15 protein-coding genes are annotated in these 15881 nt (G+C 33.1%); 11 read left to right on the top strand and 4 right to left on the bottom strand.

Annotated elements, in window-relative coordinates; all coding sequences use genetic code 11:
* Nucleotides 1-198 precede the first annotated feature (198 nt).
* A complete protein-coding gene (locus B2745_RS07145; RefSeq protein ID WP_304064731.1) occupies nucleotides 199-1143 on the top strand; it encodes an aldo/keto reductase in 945 nt (314 codons plus the stop codon).
* A 78-nt stretch (nucleotides 1144-1221) separates the two neighbouring features.
* On the opposite strand, the gene B2745_RS07140 is transcribed toward B2745_RS07145, so the two are convergent.
* A complete protein-coding gene (locus B2745_RS07140; RefSeq protein ID WP_304064729.1) occupies nucleotides 1222-1512 on the bottom strand; it encodes a hypothetical protein in 291 nt (96 codons plus the stop codon).
* Nucleotides 1513-1552: 40 nt separating this feature from the next.
* Between B2745_RS07140 and B2745_RS07135 the strand changes: the two genes are divergently transcribed.
* Genes B2745_RS07135 through B2745_RS07115 form a run of 5 tightly spaced genes read left to right on the top strand, consistent with a single transcriptional unit; the run spans nucleotide 1553 to nucleotide 6801 of the window.
* Entirely contained in the window at nucleotides 1553-3631 is a 2079-nt protein-coding gene (locus B2745_RS07135) for a hypothetical protein (RefSeq protein ID WP_304064726.1), read from the top strand.
* Nucleotides 3632-3634: 3 nt separating this feature from the next.
* Nucleotides 3635-4432 (top strand): nucleoside triphosphate pyrophosphohydrolase, encoded by a 798-nt coding sequence (gene mazG / locus B2745_RS07130; RefSeq protein WP_304064724.1) that lies wholly within the window; start codon nucleotides 3635-3637, stop codon nucleotides 4430-4432.
* Between the two features lie 56 nt (nucleotides 4433-4488).
* Entirely contained in the window at nucleotides 4489-4899 is a 411-nt protein-coding gene (locus tag B2745_RS07125) for a hypothetical protein (RefSeq protein ID WP_304064721.1), read from the top strand.
* A gap of 2 nt (nucleotides 4900-4901) precedes the next feature.
* On the top strand, nucleotides 4902-5471 hold the full coding sequence (locus B2745_RS07120; protein ID WP_026902574.1) for an RNA polymerase sigma factor: 570 nt from the start codon (nucleotides 4902-4904) through the stop codon (nucleotides 5469-5471).
* Nucleotides 5455-6801: a hypothetical protein gene (locus tag B2745_RS07115; protein ID WP_304064719.1), complete on the top strand. Its 1347-nt coding sequence runs from the start codon at nucleotides 5455-5457 to the stop codon at nucleotides 6799-6801. The genes B2745_RS07120 and B2745_RS07115 overlap by 17 nt, the downstream gene beginning before the upstream one ends.
* On the opposite strand, the gene B2745_RS07110 is transcribed toward B2745_RS07115, so the two are convergent.
* Nucleotides 6790-8007 (bottom strand): ABC transporter permease, encoded by a 1218-nt coding sequence (locus B2745_RS07110; protein WP_304064717.1) that lies wholly within the window; start codon nucleotides 8005-8007, stop codon nucleotides 6790-6792. The two genes, B2745_RS07115 and B2745_RS07110, sit on opposite strands and share 12 nt — an antisense overlap.
* Before the next feature lie 74 nt (nucleotides 8008-8081).
* Between B2745_RS07110 and B2745_RS07105 the strand changes: the two genes are divergently transcribed.
* Both B2745_RS07105 and fmt read left to right on the top strand, forming a co-directional pair.
* Entirely contained in the window at nucleotides 8082-9290 is a 1209-nt protein-coding gene (locus B2745_RS07105) for an exo-beta-N-acetylmuramidase NamZ family protein (RefSeq protein ID WP_304064714.1), read from the top strand.
* Between the two features lie 21 nt (nucleotides 9291-9311).
* Nucleotides 9312-10226 carry a methionyl-tRNA formyltransferase gene (fmt, locus tag B2745_RS07100; protein ID WP_304064711.1) on the top strand — a complete coding sequence of 305 codons (915 nt, stop codon included), beginning with the start codon at nucleotides 9312-9314 and terminating at the stop codon, nucleotides 10224-10226.
* A 51-nt stretch (nucleotides 10227-10277) separates the two neighbouring features.
* On the opposite strand, the gene B2745_RS07095 is transcribed toward fmt, so the two are convergent.
* Together B2745_RS07095 and B2745_RS07090 are read right to left on the bottom strand one after the other, a co-directional pair.
* On the bottom strand, nucleotides 10278-11120 hold the full coding sequence (locus B2745_RS07095; RefSeq protein WP_304064709.1) for an aminotransferase class IV: 843 nt from the start codon (nucleotides 11118-11120) through the stop codon (nucleotides 10278-10280).
* A gap of 42 nt (nucleotides 11121-11162) precedes the next feature.
* Complete coding sequence (locus tag B2745_RS07090) at nucleotides 11163-12191, bottom strand: RluA family pseudouridine synthase (RefSeq protein WP_304064706.1); 1029 nt, start codon at nucleotides 12189-12191, stop codon at nucleotides 11163-11165.
* 200 nt (nucleotides 12192-12391) lie between these two features.
* Here B2745_RS07090 and B2745_RS07085 point away from each other — a divergent pair, with 200 nt between their 5' ends.
* The 3 genes from B2745_RS07085 (at nucleotide 12392) to lat (ending at nucleotide 15847) form a co-directional block, all read left to right on the top strand.
* Complete coding sequence (locus B2745_RS07085) at nucleotides 12392-13483, top strand: DUF6588 family protein (protein ID WP_304064703.1); 1092 nt, start codon at nucleotides 12392-12394, stop codon at nucleotides 13481-13483.
* A 58-nt stretch (nucleotides 13484-13541) separates the two neighbouring features.
* A complete protein-coding gene (locus B2745_RS07080) occupies nucleotides 13542-14429 on the top strand; it encodes a 1-aminocyclopropane-1-carboxylate deaminase/D-cysteine desulfhydrase (protein WP_414691923.1) in 888 nt (295 codons plus the stop codon).
* An 86-nt stretch (nucleotides 14430-14515) separates the two neighbouring features.
* The gene (gene lat / locus B2745_RS07075) at nucleotides 14516-15847 is read left to right on the top strand and encodes an L-lysine 6-transaminase (RefSeq protein WP_304064699.1); all 1332 of its coding nucleotides are present in this window, start codon (nucleotides 14516-14518) and stop codon (nucleotides 15845-15847) included.
* The last annotated feature ends 34 nt before the right edge of the window (nucleotides 15848-15881 follow it).

Below are 15881 nucleotides of genomic sequence, written 5' to 3'. Positions count from 1 at the left end.
GAAGGCTAATGAAATCGAAAAAGAACTTAGAACTGGTGACTGATACAAAATCAATCAATAGAAAAAAATGCCAATCTACCATATCTTATTGCTCATCAAGTATAACGGTTTGATATAGAATTGCTATAAATTGCCTATTGATTTGTTATTGCTCACACAAGCAAATCAATTATTTTATGAACCAATTTGATGACTAACATGAAAGAAGAAAAAGAAAATCATATACAACGCAGAGCTTTTATTCAGAAAAGTGCATTGTTTGCTGCTTCTGCCTTAATGCTTCCTTTTTTAAGTGATGATACATACGGTTTTGTAAACCCTCCGTTAAAGACTAAATCAGTACCAAATGTAAAGCTTAATAATGGTGTTTTAATGCCTGTATTAGGTTTCGGAACTTTTCAGTTAAGAGAATCTGTATGTCAGCAAAGCGTAGCGGAGGCACTTGCTGTAGGTTATAGACTAATTGATACTGCTACTTTATATAGAAATGAAGAATACGTAGGTGCAGCTATTAAAGAAAGCGGAATTAAAAGAGAAGAACTTTTCATCACTTCAAAAGTATGGGTAACCGATTCTGGCTATGAAAAATCTAAAATTGCTTTTGAGACTTCATTAAAAAAATTAGGTACTGATTATCTGGATTTATACCTCATCCACCGCCCAAGAGGAGATTTTAAAGGCTCATGGAAGATGATGGAAGAACTTTATAAAGAAGGTAGAATAAGAGCTATTGGCCTCAGTAATTTTACACCTGCCCAATATGCAGATTTCATGAAAGAAGCTAAAATTATCCCTACAGTAAATCAGGTAGAATCTCATGCTTTTTTCCATCAGGTAGATACTTATAAAGATTCAAAAGAAAATAAGGTTCAAATGGAAGCCTATACCCCATTTGCCCAAGGTAGAAATGGTCTATTTACCAATCCTGTTTTGGCCGAAATTGGCAAAAAATACAATAAAACAAATGCTCAGGTGAGTTTAAGATGGCATTACCAAAGAGGCGTTGTTGCTATCCCTAGAAGTTCTAAAAAAGAACATATCATTGAAAACTTCAACATCTTTGATTTTAAACTGAGCAAAGCTGATATGGCCACTATTACCGCTTTAGATTTAAATAAAACACAGTTTCCTACTTGGGGTTGATTTTTTTTAAACAAATCAAGTTTAGAATCTCCGTAATGAAAATTTACGGAGGTTCTAAATTTCTATATTCTGTATAAACTAATCTTCTTCCCTATCTAATGCTGTACCTATTTCATCAATTTGTTGTTGATTTAAATCGCCCCAAAGCTGTTCCCACTTGTTATCTATTTTTCTTATTTGCGTAATGAGTTTACCTTGCTGTTCTATTTTAAAAAAACTAATTCCATCAGTAGTTTCCTCTTTTTTAGCATTCAGCTGAGTTTCTTCACCATCTAATCTTATTTTTAGATGAATGGGTTCTTGGTTCATGTCTTTCATAAATTGTGGATATAGTTTATAGCTATCAAAGGTTATACCGTAATATTTCATTTTTCTTGTTAAAATTTTATATTTACAAAAAAATCTATAGTTGAAACATCTACTTTTTTTGCTACTTTTTAGTAGCTCCTTCTTATTTGCTCAGGATACTTCTAGGCTAGATGTCGGGCGATTAACTCTAAATCAGGATTTAATTATCTCCAAAACTATCGAAAGTAAAGATTTTAGAAATTTACCTATTGATAATATTGATGATATCATTAAAACATTTTTCTTAGGCAATATAACTACACAACCCTACTTTGAACCATTATATCTTGTAGAAGGTTCTATCATGAATAATATATCGGTTTATAGTTTGTTTGATATAGAAAGCATTAGCTTAATTGAAAATCTAGGTGCTAGAGTTCTTTTTGGGAATACACAAAGTAGGCCAATCTTTCTCATTAAAATTAAAAAGGAAAAAAGACAAGGGTGGTCAGGTAACTTTTCTACTCAACTATCTTTTAAAGATTATGAAAACAGAAAACCGCAGAGTTTATTTGCTTTTAATAATCCTTTTACTTCAACTCAATCTTTGTATTCTAATTTTTCTAAAGATAGTACTCGTTTAGAATTTAACCAGCAGTACTATTCTTCTTTAAATTATTCGTCAGATAAAATTACATTCAAAATATCTGGTGCTTTTAGTAAACAAAAGAACCCAGAATTTACTAGTTTATCTAATAGTAACCTTGTTAACAACAGAAGACGCTTTACTTCTAGTTTGCCTTCGATAAGCTCACCCCTGGCAAATGTTTTATTTTCATATTCATTAAATAAGAATTTTGATATTAGCCTCAATAGCGCTTATTTTCAACAAGAACAAGATACCCAAGGTAATCTTTCCAACTTTGATTACTCTCAAACCAGTATATCAAAAAACACAGGTAAACAATATTTATTTCAAAATGGTGTTGATATCAGGTACAAAAGCAAAATAGGTTTCCAAAACTTACTTTCTTTAGGTTATAATAAATCAGCATTTGATATAAATATTGAGCGATTTTCTCAAATGACAAACTATAATTCAAATAATTTATATTTAGAAGATGCCAAACTTGAATCATTAAGATTAAGAAATCATTTATCATACACTAAAAAAACGAATTTATTTAGCATTTTAACAGCTATAGATTTAGAGCTTGCAAAAAACTCTTATGATCAAAACACGAGCACTACTAATTATTTCAATAATAATTTATCATCTAGAGGTTCAGATTCAGCCACAGCAAATTTCAAATCATCCTACTTAACACCATATCTTGAAATTAACTATAAAAACCTTTTAGCTTTTAGAAATGCATGGCTGTTTGATTTTAACAAAAATAATCCATCCTATAAAAAAAATTCACCTACACCATTTATTGGTCTAGACTTTTATCCTATCAAACAGAAAGATTTGCAAATCTTATTAAACTCATCTTATTTCAGAAATATTACTTTAAACAATAATCCTCAGTTGACAGGAGTATCTAGAGGTTTAATTACAAGCCCTATAAATTTGAATTATAACTTTTTAGTTCCATTCGAAAAAAGTGAAAGTAATTTAGATTATTACCAAGCAGCAGCAAAAATTAGTTACAAAAAAAACTCTTTAACCTATAATTGGTCGAAATTTGAATATCCTACTATAGATAATATTTTATTACCAGGATTTTCTGAAATCGTCTATATTCCAAATGTTTTAATCAACTCTAGTGTATTGCAATCCATTAACCTAGAGTCTGTAATTTTTGAAAATTCTAATTTTAAATGGAATACTACTTTAAATTTTAATTGGTATAATAGTAAGATTGACGCAGATTATATCCCTCAACCTAATATGGTTGATGATTATAAAACTGGAAGCTTCAACAATCGTTTAAACTATAAAAATTTCAATTTGGGAATTAATATGCTCTACGGTTTTGATTTTAATTATAAAACAGTTTCTCTATCAAGCCCAACAAGACAAATTGATATTGAGGAAAAAATCATAAGGTTAGAAAATCTTTATTTAGCTTACAACTTTAAAAAAGGCAGTCATCAATTAGACACCTATTTATTTTCTAGAAATCCTTTTGCGCTTCACCCAACCCATCAAACTATTATTAAACAGTATGGAGTGGGTTTAACTTACAAGTATTAAACCATGAACGTATTTGATACCCAGCACAGTCCTGCAACTTCTTTTGAAAGGTTATTAGCTATCATGGATGATTTAAGATCTCAATGCCCTTGGGATAAAAAGCAAACCATGGAGACCTTAAGGCACTTAACCATAGAAGAAACCTACGAACTTTCTGATGCTATTTTAGAAGGAGACATGCAAGAAATTAGAAAAGAACTGGGCGATTTGATGTTGCATTTGGTTTTCTATGCCAAGATAGGCTCAGAAACTCATGATTTTAATATGGTTGATGTATTAAATGGTATTTGTGAAAAATTAATTAACAGACATCCGCATATTTACAGCGATACCAAAGCAGAAACAGAAGAAGAGGTAAAGCAAAACTGGGAGAAAATTAAACTAAAAGAAGGAAATAAATCTGTTCTGGGTGGTGTACCTGCATCCTTGCCTGCTTTAATTAAAGCATCCAGAATTCAGGAAAAGGCCCGTGGTGTAGGCTTTGATTGGGATGATAAAACCCAAGTTTGGGAAAAAGTTGAAGAAGAACTTCAAGAGTTCAAAAACGAATTTAATATTGCAGATAAACATGCAATAGATAAAGAAAAAGCAGAAAATGAGTTTGGTGATTTGATGTTTTCACTCATCAATTATGCCCGCTTTTTAGACATTAACCCGGAAGACGCCTTAGAGAAAACAAATAAAAAATTTATTAAAAGATTCCAATATTTAGAAAGTAAAGCTTTAGAAACGGGCAAATCTTTAAAAGATATGTCGTTAGCAGAAATGGATGTATTTTGGAATGAAGCAAAAAAACTTTGATAACGGTGTATCAGTAAGAAGAAAGCATACGTAAGTAGTGGTATAAAACCGCTTTTATGTATTTGAATAATCTGCAATCAACTGTTTTCAGTCTTATTCTTGTTTTATTTATAGGATTTGCTGCCTGTGAAAAAACCAGTCGGGTAGAGCTCCTCGAAAAAGATTATAAAGGTGTTTTTTACATTCAAAATAGCTCTTATCGTTATGAGCCTAGTCCTTTTGTGCTCCAGCTAAAAAATGGTAAATATAGTTTTATACCTGGTTTAAACTCGCCCATGAGAGGCGGCAGCGGCTCTTTTAGTGTAGAAGGTAATCAAGCTATTTTTAGAGATGAAAACTTTTGGACAGCAGATTTTGATTGGAGTTTCATTTTCAACGGTACATTTGAAATCACTAATCAAGATAAATATTTAATACTCACTAGATTAAACGGAAATTCCAGCTACATTTATAAACTGGAAAAATAAAAATGAAGCATCCTTATAGCAGTTTAAGCGACCAAGAGCTTATCATAAAATGTAGGAAAGACGATGTTAAAGCACAAGAAATGCTTTATAAGCGCTTTTATGCCTATGCTATGGGTATTTCTTTACGTTACTGTATTAACCGTGATGATGCCTTAGAAACTGTTAATGATGCTTTTATTAAATTGTTTAAAACCATTAAAACTTTTGAAAATGAAAGATTGATAAAACCTTGGTTTAGACAAATTGTAGTAAACTCGGCCATAGATAGCAGAAGAAAAAATCTTAAACATTCTACGGTTTTAGATATAGAATATGCCGAAGAGAAACCAGCCAATAACCAAATTATCTCTAAAATAAATGCACAGGATATTTTAAAATTATTGGATGAATTACCAGAAATACACAGGTTAATTTTTAACCTTTATGAGATTGATGGCTATTCGCATGAAGAGATTTCAGACATTTTAGACATCCCTTCCAGTAGCTCAAGGGTGTATTTATCTAGAGCGAAAGATAAATTAAGAAAACTAGTAAATAACCACTTTTATCTGAATTATGAACGAGCAATTTGATAAGGAGCTGAGAGATCATATAAAAGATACATTTGATGTTTACCATGATCAAATGGCTGATGACGGCTGGAAAAAATATCAACAAAAAGTAAAGCGTAAAAAGTTAAGAGCCTTTTTATTATGGAGTGTACCTAGCGGTATGGCGGCTGCATTAGCTATACTATGGTTATTGAATATCACGGTTCAAATAGAAAACCAAGAAGCGTTAAAACCTCTTCAAATAGGTAAAAATATTATACAAAAACCTTCTAAAAATATTCATCTTAAAGATAAAACAGTTTCAAAAGAAATTGAAATAGCGATGGATAATCAAACCATTGAAGTATCAGAAAATGAAATAAAGAAAAGAGAAACTTTTATTAAAACTCCGAAAGCTCATCCAGAAGCCTCTATGGCTTTAGCAAGCAATTTTGTGGTAGATGACTATTTTTTCTTAAACGATACATCAGCTTCTCCGGTAGAAATTAGTGCTAAAAATATCAGCCTCATGACGCAGCTTACACAGCATCGCATCACTCCGGTAGATTTTGCTCCACCAACAAGTGAAGTTATCACGGCTGATAGAAACCATCGCACATCAAATGGTCAAACATCTTCTATTCTGGCTTTAGCTGCTACACCACAAAATGCTTATACAGGAGATGTAAAAAATCCTATTGCTAAACCATTTAAAACTTTAAAAAAAATGAGACTAGGTTTAGATGCTTCTACCTTCATGAATTTTACACAAGAAGGTGTTAATGAAGATTTAAACTTAGCTATAGGAATTATTTCTGAGTACAGGTTGTCTAATAAGTTTAGTATAAGCTCTGGTTTTAACCTTAATAAGCAAACAGCAGCTTTTATCAGTAACAATCCTCAGCAAAATAATACGGCTACAGAAAAAGCTTTTACCAACGCTGTGGCTGCAGTAGTTACACAAAATTTTTCTAATGCCAGGTTGGTGGGTATAGATATTCCTTTACAGGTCAAATACACTTCTAGCTCGAAAAAGATAAACTGGTTTATCAGCAGCGGTTTTAGCTCGTATACCTTGTTAAACGAGCGTTATTTAAATAATATTTCGGTTGTAAATTATAGTTTCACAGGCGTAGAAACCAATAACATTGTTTTAGAAGAGGAAAATAATAACAACTTATTTTCAAATTTACAGCTTGCCCGTACTTTAAATTTCTCTGTGGGCATTAATATTCCGGTAAAAAATGTTACGTCTTTAGCGATAGAACCTTTTATCAAATATCCTTTAAGAACAGTAGGTAATGAAAGGTTAGAAATTGGCTCGAGTGGTGTAAGTTTCAGATTAAACCTAAATAAATCATTATTTAAATGATAAAGCTTTAACCGGAGAGATTTTACTGACCAACATAGATGGAATAATTAAAACGGCTAAGCAAATTACCAATGTTCCTATATTGATGAGTACAATATCTAACCATTCAAACTGTATAGGGATAAAGCTCATGTAATAAGAAGCTTCATCTAGCTTAAAAAAGTGGGTTTGTTGTTGTATGTAGCCTAAACCTAGTCCAAAAATATTCCCCATTAACATACCAAAACCAACCAGGTAAAACGCATTATAAAGAAAAATCTTTCTGATACCCCAATTAGACTCGCCCAAAGCTTTCAATAAGCCAATCATGTGTGTACGTTCTAGGATAATGATGAGTAAAGCAGAAATCATATTGATGATAGCCACCATCAACATCAAAACCAAAACCACTTGTGCATTAATGTCAAGTAAAGAAAGCCACTCAAAAATACTGGGAAAATTAGTTGTTACAGATACAGCTTTAAGTTGTGGGGGCAGTTCGTCGCCTACGGCGTAACTAGCTTCATCTAGCTGATTAAAATCTTTAATTCTTAGCTCATAACCTCCAACTTGGTTATCATCCCACTTATTTAACCTCCTCACCAAATCCATATCTCCAATAACAAAAATCTTATCTACTTCTTCTACTCCAGTACGGTAAATACCAACAATTTCAAACTTACGTTTACGTAAAGATTCCTGAATGAAGTACATCAAAAAGTTATCGCCAACTTTTAAATTTAGTTTCTTGGCAACCAATTCAGAAATTAAAATCTGTTGTTGATGATTGGGTTTTGTAAAATCCAGAACTTTCCCTTGCATCAAAACTTTTTGAAAATTATCCCAATGGTAAGTGCTATCAACCCCCTTAAAAACAACACCTTCTACCTCGTCATCGGTTTTTATAATACCAGGCTTTGTAGCAAAAGCATCTACCACAGCTAGCTGAGGAAGCTGTTTGATTTGGTTTAAATGCTGTTGCTCCAGATTAAAAGGAGAGTTCTCGTAAGAAGAATTTAAATCGTATTTAAGTATTTGAATATCGCCATTAAAACCTCTTATTTTTTCTCTTATTTCGGTTTTAAAACCTTTCATAATCGCAATAGCCAATAACATTACGCACAAACCAAGCGTTATGCCTAGGATGGCAATACGTACAATCAATTTAGAAAATGTACGCTCTGCTTTAAAGGAAAGCCTTTTGGCTATAAAAAATGCAAGATTCAAAAATTCTTTTTGTTTATTTGTAAGCCACAAATATGCGACCATTTACGCAAAAAAACACGTTTAATTAATATTCTATGTATAAAATCAGCCTTATTGTAACCTTCATATTGTCCTCTTACGGTTGTATGGCAGGTAATCATCAAACCTCTAATACTCATAAAGAAGTACAAACAGAGAAAAATATACTTACCGGAGCACAACAAACAGAGGCTTATTTACCCTATTTAAAAGGTAAAAAAGTAGGTTTAGTGATTAATCAAACTGCAGAAATCAATAAAGTATCATTAGTAGATACCTTAAAGAGTTTAGGTGTTGATATTAAAGCTATTTTTGGTCCCGAACATGGTTTTAGAGGTGATGCTGATGCTGGCGAAAAAGTTGGAAACTATACGGATAAAAAAACTGGTTTACCGGTAATCTCTCTATATGGTAAGAAACACGCTCCTTCCAAAGAAGATTTAGCCAATATTGATGTTTTAGTTTACGATATACAGGATGTTGGCGTAAGGTTTTATACCTATACAATAACCTTAGCCTATGTGATGCAGGCTTGCGCCGATAATCAAATACCTCTACTGATATTAGATAGGCCTAACCCTAATGGGCAGTTAATTGATGGCCCTATTTTAGAACCAGAATTTAAATCTGGTGTGGGGATGCATAAAATCCCTATTGGCCATGGTTTAACACCAGCAGAATTTGCACAAATGGTAAACGGAGAAAAATGGCTTAGCAATGGAGTAAAGTGCGAATTAAAAATTATTAAGGTTAAAAATTACAACCATGATATGGTTTATACCTTACCAGTTAAACCATCTCCTAACCTGCCTAATGCTTTATCTATTTACCTGTACCCAAGTTTATGTATGTTTGAAGGTACAGCCATAAGCCAAGGTAGAGGAACGCTTTATCCTTTCCAAGTTTTAGGGCATCCGGCATTGAAAGGAAAGTATGAATTTAATTTTACACCAATAAGTATTGTTGGGATGAGTAAAAACCCTCCTCTAGAAAATCAGGTTTGCTATGGTATTGATTTTAGAAATACAGCTTTAAAGGATATTCAAAATCAAACACAACTTAATTTGGGTATCTTATTGCAACTTTACCAAGATTTTCCTGATAAAGAAAAATTCTTTACCCCATTTTTTAACAAACTAGCAGGTAATGCTCAATTGATGCAGCAAATTAAAGACGGCAAAACAGAAGCAGAAATAAGAGCTAGCTGGGCAAACGGATTGGAATCATACAAAGCAACAAGAAAAAAATATTTATTATACAACTAAAACATAATTGAAAATATAAGTATGAGAATCGTATTTATGGGTACACCAGATTTTGCAGTAGCATCTTTAGATGCCTTGGTAAAAGCTGGTTTTGATATTGTTGGCGTTATTACAGCACCTGATAAGCCAGCAGGGAGAGGGCAAAAAATACAAGAATCTGCTGTAAAAAGATATGCTAAAGAGCATCATTTATATATTTTACAACCCGAGAAATTAAAGGCTCCAGAATTTTTAAAAGAGCTAAAAGCATTAGCTGCTGATTTACAGGTTGTAGTAGCTTTTAGAATGTTGCCAGAAGCCGTTTGGAATATGCCTAAATTAGGAACTATAAACCTTCATGCATCCTTACTACCACAATACCGTGGGGCTGCACCTATTAATTGGGCTATTTTAAACGGAGAAAAAGAATCTGGTGTAACTACTTTTTTTTTAAAACACGAAATAGATACTGGCGATATTTTATTCTCTGAGAAAGTTGCTATTACCAATGATATGACTGCTGGACAGTTACACGATGAATTGATGATGGTGGGTGCTAAATTGCTTACAGAAACTGTTACAGCTATTAAAGAAGGCAATTATCAGGAAAAACCACAAGATGATTTTGATATTGCTGTGCTTAAACATGCACCCAAAATATTTAAAGAGGATTGTAAAATTATCTGGAACCAACCGGTACAAAAGGTTTATAACCATATTAGAGGATTAAGCCCATACCCTGCTGCTTTTACTTATTTACAGGATAAAACTTTCAAAATTTTCTCTGCCCAGATAGAAAATGCTGTGGTTCATATACAGCCAGGCGCATACTTAACAGATGGTAAAACATATCTGAAATTTGCTGCCTTAGATGGCTTTATAACCGTAAAGGAAATTCAACTAGAAGGCAAAAAAAGAATGCAGATAGAGGAGTTTTTGAGAGGGGTTAAGGTTTAGGTAGGTGGTTAGATGGTTAGTCCCGATAGCTATCGGGAGTTAGATGGTTAGTTAAATTTGTTGATTGAGTTTTTCTACTAAAAACCTTGATACTTCATTAAAGTATCTTTTTCTGTTAAAGCCCATTACCCATTGTATGCCTTTGGTAGCGTTGGTTAAAAAAACTTCTTCTGCCATATTTAATATCTCGGGGTTTATTTGTGCTTCTACAACTCGTAAATTGTTTTTTTGTGCTAGTTTCATAACCACTTGGCGCATAACACCACCTACACAGCCTTCACTTAAAGCTGGTGTATATATATTACCTTCGTAAACAATAAATACGTTTGCACTGATAGCTTCGCATAAAAAACCATGTTGGTTTAAAATAAAAGCTTCATCTAATTTGTGATGTTTTTTATATAAACCTGCCATCACATAAGTTAAGGCATTGCAGGTTTTAAGATTCGCTAATTTGTTAACTGCTTTTGGAATATCCTCATAAACATCTAAAATTAAACCCTTCGTATTCATATCATAATAAGGAGAGTCTAAAGGGCTAATCTCTAAGCTATAAGCACTTTTATTTTGATCTGGGGTATACAATCCGCCTGCATTTCTATAAATTGTTAATCTAAACTTAGCGTTTTGCGCAATCTTATTCCGCTTACAAAGCTCTTCAGTTTTATCTTTTAAAAAGTAGGCATCTAATTGAGAATATCCCTCAATTTTCAAAGTCTTCATCCCGCTTTGCAACCTATCGGCATGTAAATCAGCAAAATTTAGCTTTCCTTTTGACATACGCATGGTTTCAAAAATGCCATCACCATACCTGTAGCCTCTATTTGCAATAGTCAGTAGCTTCTCTTCTTCCTGATAAATCTCCCCATTAAAATTGATAAAGCGTTTAGCCATGCTGCAAATTTAGAAATTGAACGTTTCTTTTATGATAAGATTTTAGTGATGTTGGATATAATTCGTCCATTTTTCTATAACCTGCTTAAAATCATCAGGTAATGCTGTTTCAAAATGAATATATTTTTTACTTACCGGATGTATAAAGCCTAATGATTGCGCATGTAAAGCCTGCCGAGGGATAATCTGAAAACAATTTTCTACAAAAGTTTTATACTTGGCTACCAAGGTTCCTTTTCTAATTTTGTCTCCACCATAAGGGGCATCGTTAAATAAGGGATGTCCTATATGCTTCATGTGAGCTCTTATTTGATGGGTTCTGCCTGTTTCTAACTCGCAAGCTACCAAGGTAACATAGTTAAAACGTTGCAAAACTTTATAGTGCGTAACAGACCATTTTCCTTTTTCCGGATCTTCATAAACATCCATCACTTTACGGTCCTTAGCACTTCTGCCGATATAACCGCTTATGGTTCCATCGGTTTCCAAATCGCCCCAAACCAAAGCAATATACCTTCTACTAATGCTATGATCAAAAAACTGTTTAGCCAGAAAAGTCATGGCTCTTTCGTTTTTACTGATGATGAGTAAGCCAGAAGTGTCTTTATCTATACGATGCACCAACCCTGGCCTGCCATCATTTCCGGGTAATTGTGGCAGTTGTGTAAAATGAAAAACTAAGGCATTTACCAAAGTACCATTCCAATTACCAAAACCTGGATGAACTACCATTCCGGCTTTTTTATTTACCAAAAGCACATCATCATCTTCGTAAACAATCTCTAAAGGGATATCTTCCGGATAAACAGTTGTATCTCTTGGTGGATGGGGTAAAACAATAGAAATATCATCATCTGGTTTTACTTTATAGCTGGCTTTCACTGGTTTATCATTTACCAGAACATTGGCCATCTCTATAGCATTTTGAATACGATTTCTTGAAGCATTTTCTACACGATGCATCAAAAACTTATCAATTCTTAGTAAAGACTGCCCCTTATCAACCTTGATTCTAAGATGCTCATATAAGTCGCTCTCCTCTAATTCTGATGCTTCTTCATTAAAATCCATAAACAAAATTAAACCTTTTAAATAATTTTCAATCAATTACAAAAAAATGGTATCACATTTGACTAAAGGTTCGTACTATCAGAAAAACTAAGAAAAACCATGATGAAAGACTTTACTAAAAAATTTGTATTTGTACTTAATTTTTTTCCATTTCTTATTAAAAAGATATACTTTAGGAATTGAACTAAATCATTCCTAAAATGAAAAAAATAGCATATTTTTCTAAAAATTTTGCCTTAACATTAACATTTCTGAGTGTTTCTACGCTTACATTTGCCCAAGATGATATTGGAGCTATTGTAAAAGCAGGTACCGGAGACGCTACCAAATTAGCTCAAGCTTATTTTAATCCTTTTTTTAAAGGTTTCGGCTTTGGGATGAACAGTGGCTGGTTTAACTCTGCAAAAACTAAAAATTTAGGCAAATTTGATCTCAGGATTCAAGCAACAGGAGCTTTTGTACCACCAGCAGACCAACAATTTGATGTTAACAAACTAGGTTTATCTGCCAATACCCGATTAAAAGCTGGCTCTAATCCATTAACTCCCACCCTATTTGGCAAAGATGTAAATGGCTCAACGTTAGAAATATATGGCAATGATAATCCATCAACTATAGGTATTGATGAAAGCGACTTTGCTATTACCGAACTTGATTTACCTCAAGGTTTAGGTCATGATATTGTACCCTCACCACAAGTACAATTAACAGTAGGCTTGATTAAAAATACCGATGTTTCTGTAAGATTTGTACCATCGGTTAAAATTGGTGATGGTGGACAAGTAAATTCATGGGGAGTAGGTATCAAAAAAGAAATTACCTCTTTCTTACCAGGTAAATCAGAAAAAATTATCCCTGTAGATATTTCACTAGCATTTGGTTATAATCAAATTAATGTAGATTATAAATTTGCTATTGAAGACCAAATTAATGAAGGTCCTAATCAAAATGCTGATTTAAATCAAAGAATAGAGTCTAAATTATCAGGTTTTACTGTAGATGCAATTTTATCGAAAAAACTAGCTCTTTTTACGCCTTTTGTTAGTGTAGGTTATAATACAGCTAAGACAGAACTCGGTATTTTGGGCGATTATATCGTAAAATCAGGTCTTGGTCCAAATGACACTCAAACCATCAAAGACCCTGTTATAATCAATGAAAAAAGTATTTCTGGAATGAGGGCGAGTGCAGGTTTTTCTTTGCATCTTGCATTTTTCAGACTTTACGGAGCTTACAGCATTGGAGATTATAATGCAGCAACTGCGGGTATTGGATTTGGTATAGGAAAGTAATTCAATCCATAAAAAATTTAAAGCCATTCTTTAATTAGGATGGCTTTTTTTATTTTGCATGATGCTTAACCTACAATTTTATAGTCCTGAGGAAGAAGTATCCTATCCTATTTTTAAGCAGCAAAATATCAGGCTCTTTATTAAAAGAGACGATTTAATACACCCTTTTATTTCAGGCAATAAATGGCGTAAATTAAAATATAACCTCATAAAAGCATTATCAAACCAACAAAACCATCTGGTAACTTTTGGTGGAGCTTATTCTAATCATTTACTAGCCACAGCAGCGGCAGGGGCCAAATTTGGCTTCAAAACTACTGCTTTTGTGAGAGGCGAAGAGGTAAATAATAGCTTATTAGGTTTATGCAAAATACATGGCATGGATTTAATTTTTACCAGCCGAGATGCCTATAAAAACAAAAAGCAACTTTTTGATGAACACTTTAATGATCATCCAGAAGCCTATTTTATTGATGAAGGTGGTGCTGGCAAAGAGGCAGAGATAGGCTGTAGAGAGATTATTACGGAATTAAAACAATCTTACGATTATATTTTTTGTGCTGCGGGTACGGGTACAACTGCTGCAGGTATTATTAACGCTATAGACTTAAACAAATTAGCTAGCACATTTGCCATGGTACCTGTATTAAAAGGTGGCGCTTTCTTAAAAGATGATATTAAACCTTTACTGATAAATAACTCAAATTATCTTTTACTAGACCAATACCACTTTGGTGGATATGCTAAAACTACTCCAGAATTGATTCAGTTCATCAAAGATTTCACCTCCAAAACAGGCATTTTAATAGATCCAGTTTATACCGGAAAAGCCATGTTTGCTATACAAGACTTAGCTGGGCAAGACTTCTTTAAATCTAACAGTAAAATATTGATGATACATACAGGTGGCATTTTTGGAATATTAGGTATGCTAGATAAATTCTAGTTTATTCAAGGTAACATCTTCATCTACATTAAATCATTTTGGCTTTACAGGGTGTTTTTTGTATATTAAAACCAAATCATAGTGTTATGTATAAAATAGATATAGCCCCAAAAGAAGTAGAAAAGGTTTTAGGCAAGCATGTTTTAACGGATGGTTATGACTTACTATTTGATATGGAAAAAAGTAAAGGCGTACACATTTATGATAGTAAGCATGACAGAACCTTATTAGATTTTTTCACCTGTTTTGCGTCTGTTCCTTTAGGCTATAATCATCCAAAAATGTTAGCAGATGAAAGTTTTAAACAAAACCTTATGCTTGCGGCATTAACCAACCCATCAAATTCTGATATTTATACAGAACAATATGCGCAGTTTGTAGATACCTTCTCTAGAGTTGGTATTCCAGATTATTTACCACATGCCTTTTTTATTGCTGGCGGTGGCTTAGCTATAGAAAATGCTTTAAAAGCAGCTATGGACTGGAAAGTACAAAAGAATTTTTCCAAAGGCTATCAGCAAGAAAAAGGCTTTAAAGTTTTACATTTTGAACAAGCTTTTCATGGAAGAACAGGCTATACATTAAGTTTAACCAATACCCTACCCAATAAAACAAAATGGTTTGCCAAGTTTGATTGGCCTCGGGTATCAAATCCGAAAGTAAAATATCCTTTAACAGATGAAAATCTGCAAGATTTAATTCAACGAGAAGCAAAATCTATCCAAGAGATAAAAGATGCTTTTAAAAAGTATCAAGATGATATATGTGCTATCATCATTGAACCTATACAAGCAGAAGGCGGTGATAACCATATCAGAAAAGAGTTTTTAGAACAAGTACGCCTACTTTGTGATGAAAATGAAGCTTTATTAATTTATGATGAAGTACAAACTGGCGTTGGTTTAACAGGTAAATTTTGGTGTCATGAACATTTTGGAGAAAATGCCCGACCAGACATTATCGCATTTGGTAAGAAAATGCAGGTTTGTGGAATTTTAGCAAGTAGAAAACTAGACGAAATAGAGCATAATGTTTTTACAGTGCCTTCCAGAATTAATTCTACTTGGGGAGGTAATCTGGTAGATATGGTAAGGGCTTCAAAAATTTTAGAAATTATAGAAGAAGACCAACTTTGTAACCACGCTGCCGATGTTGGGAATTACCTCTATCAACAACTTCAAGAAATAGCAAGTGAAGATGAACGCATTAAAAATGTAAGAGGAAAAGGTTTATTATGTTCTTTTGATTTTGATACGCCAGAACAACGAAACCATTTTGTAAGTAAAGGCATGGCACATAAAGTAATGTTTTTAGGATGTGGGCATAGCACCATCAGGTTTAGACCTGCACTTATTATACAAAAACATCATATAGACGAGGGTATGGAGGTGATGAGAAAAGTATTAAAAGAGCTTTAAAAGAATTTTAGCACAGGCATTTATACCTGCGCTA

The sequence above is a fragment of the Pedobacter glucosidilyticus genome, assembly GCF_002483235.1.
Taxonomy (GTDB): Bacteria; Bacteroidota; Bacteroidia; order Sphingobacteriales; family Sphingobacteriaceae; genus Pseudopedobacter; species Pseudopedobacter glucosidilyticum_B.
The sequence above is the reverse complement of the archived record's forward strand: the minus strand, read 5'-3'. Positions and strand labels throughout refer to the sequence as shown.

Coding starts and splice junctions, on each gene's coding strand:
- B2745_RS07145 (WP_304064731.1), top strand. CDS start 199: ATGAAAGAAGAAAAAGAAAATCATATACAACGCAGAGCTTTTATTCAG.
- B2745_RS07140 (WP_304064729.1), bottom strand. CDS start 1,512: ATGAAATATTACGGTATAACCTTTGATAGCTATAAACTATATCCACAA.
- mazG (WP_304064724.1), top strand. CDS start 3,635: ATGAACGTATTTGATACCCAGCACAGTCCTGCAACTTCTTTTGAAAGG.
- B2745_RS07125 (WP_304064721.1), top strand. CDS start 4,489: ATGTATTTGAATAATCTGCAATCAACTGTTTTCAGTCTTATTCTTGTT.
- B2745_RS07120 (WP_026902574.1), top strand. CDS start 4,902: ATGAAGCATCCTTATAGCAGTTTAAGCGACCAAGAGCTTATCATAAAA.
- B2745_RS07115 (WP_304064719.1), top strand. CDS start 5,455: ATGAACGAGCAATTTGATAAGGAGCTGAGAGATCATATAAAAGATACA.
- B2745_RS07105 (WP_304064714.1), top strand. CDS start 8,082: ATGTATAAAATCAGCCTTATTGTAACCTTCATATTGTCCTCTTACGGT.
- fmt (WP_304064711.1), top strand. CDS start 9,312: ATGAGAATCGTATTTATGGGTACACCAGATTTTGCAGTAGCATCTTTA.
- B2745_RS07095 (WP_304064709.1), bottom strand. CDS start 11,120: ATGGCTAAACGCTTTATCAATTTTAATGGGGAGATTTATCAGGAAGAA.
- B2745_RS07090 (WP_304064706.1), bottom strand. CDS start 12,191: ATGGATTTTAATGAAGAAGCATCAGAATTAGAGGAGAGCGACTTATAT.
- B2745_RS07085 (WP_304064703.1), top strand. CDS start 12,392: ATGAAAAAAATAGCATATTTTTCTAAAAATTTTGCCTTAACATTAACA.
- B2745_RS07080 (WP_414691923.1), top strand. CDS start 13,542: ATGATGCTTAACCTACAATTTTATAGTCCTGAGGAAGAAGTATCCTAT.
- lat (WP_304064699.1), top strand. CDS start 14,516: ATGTATAAAATAGATATAGCCCCAAAAGAAGTAGAAAAGGTTTTAGGC.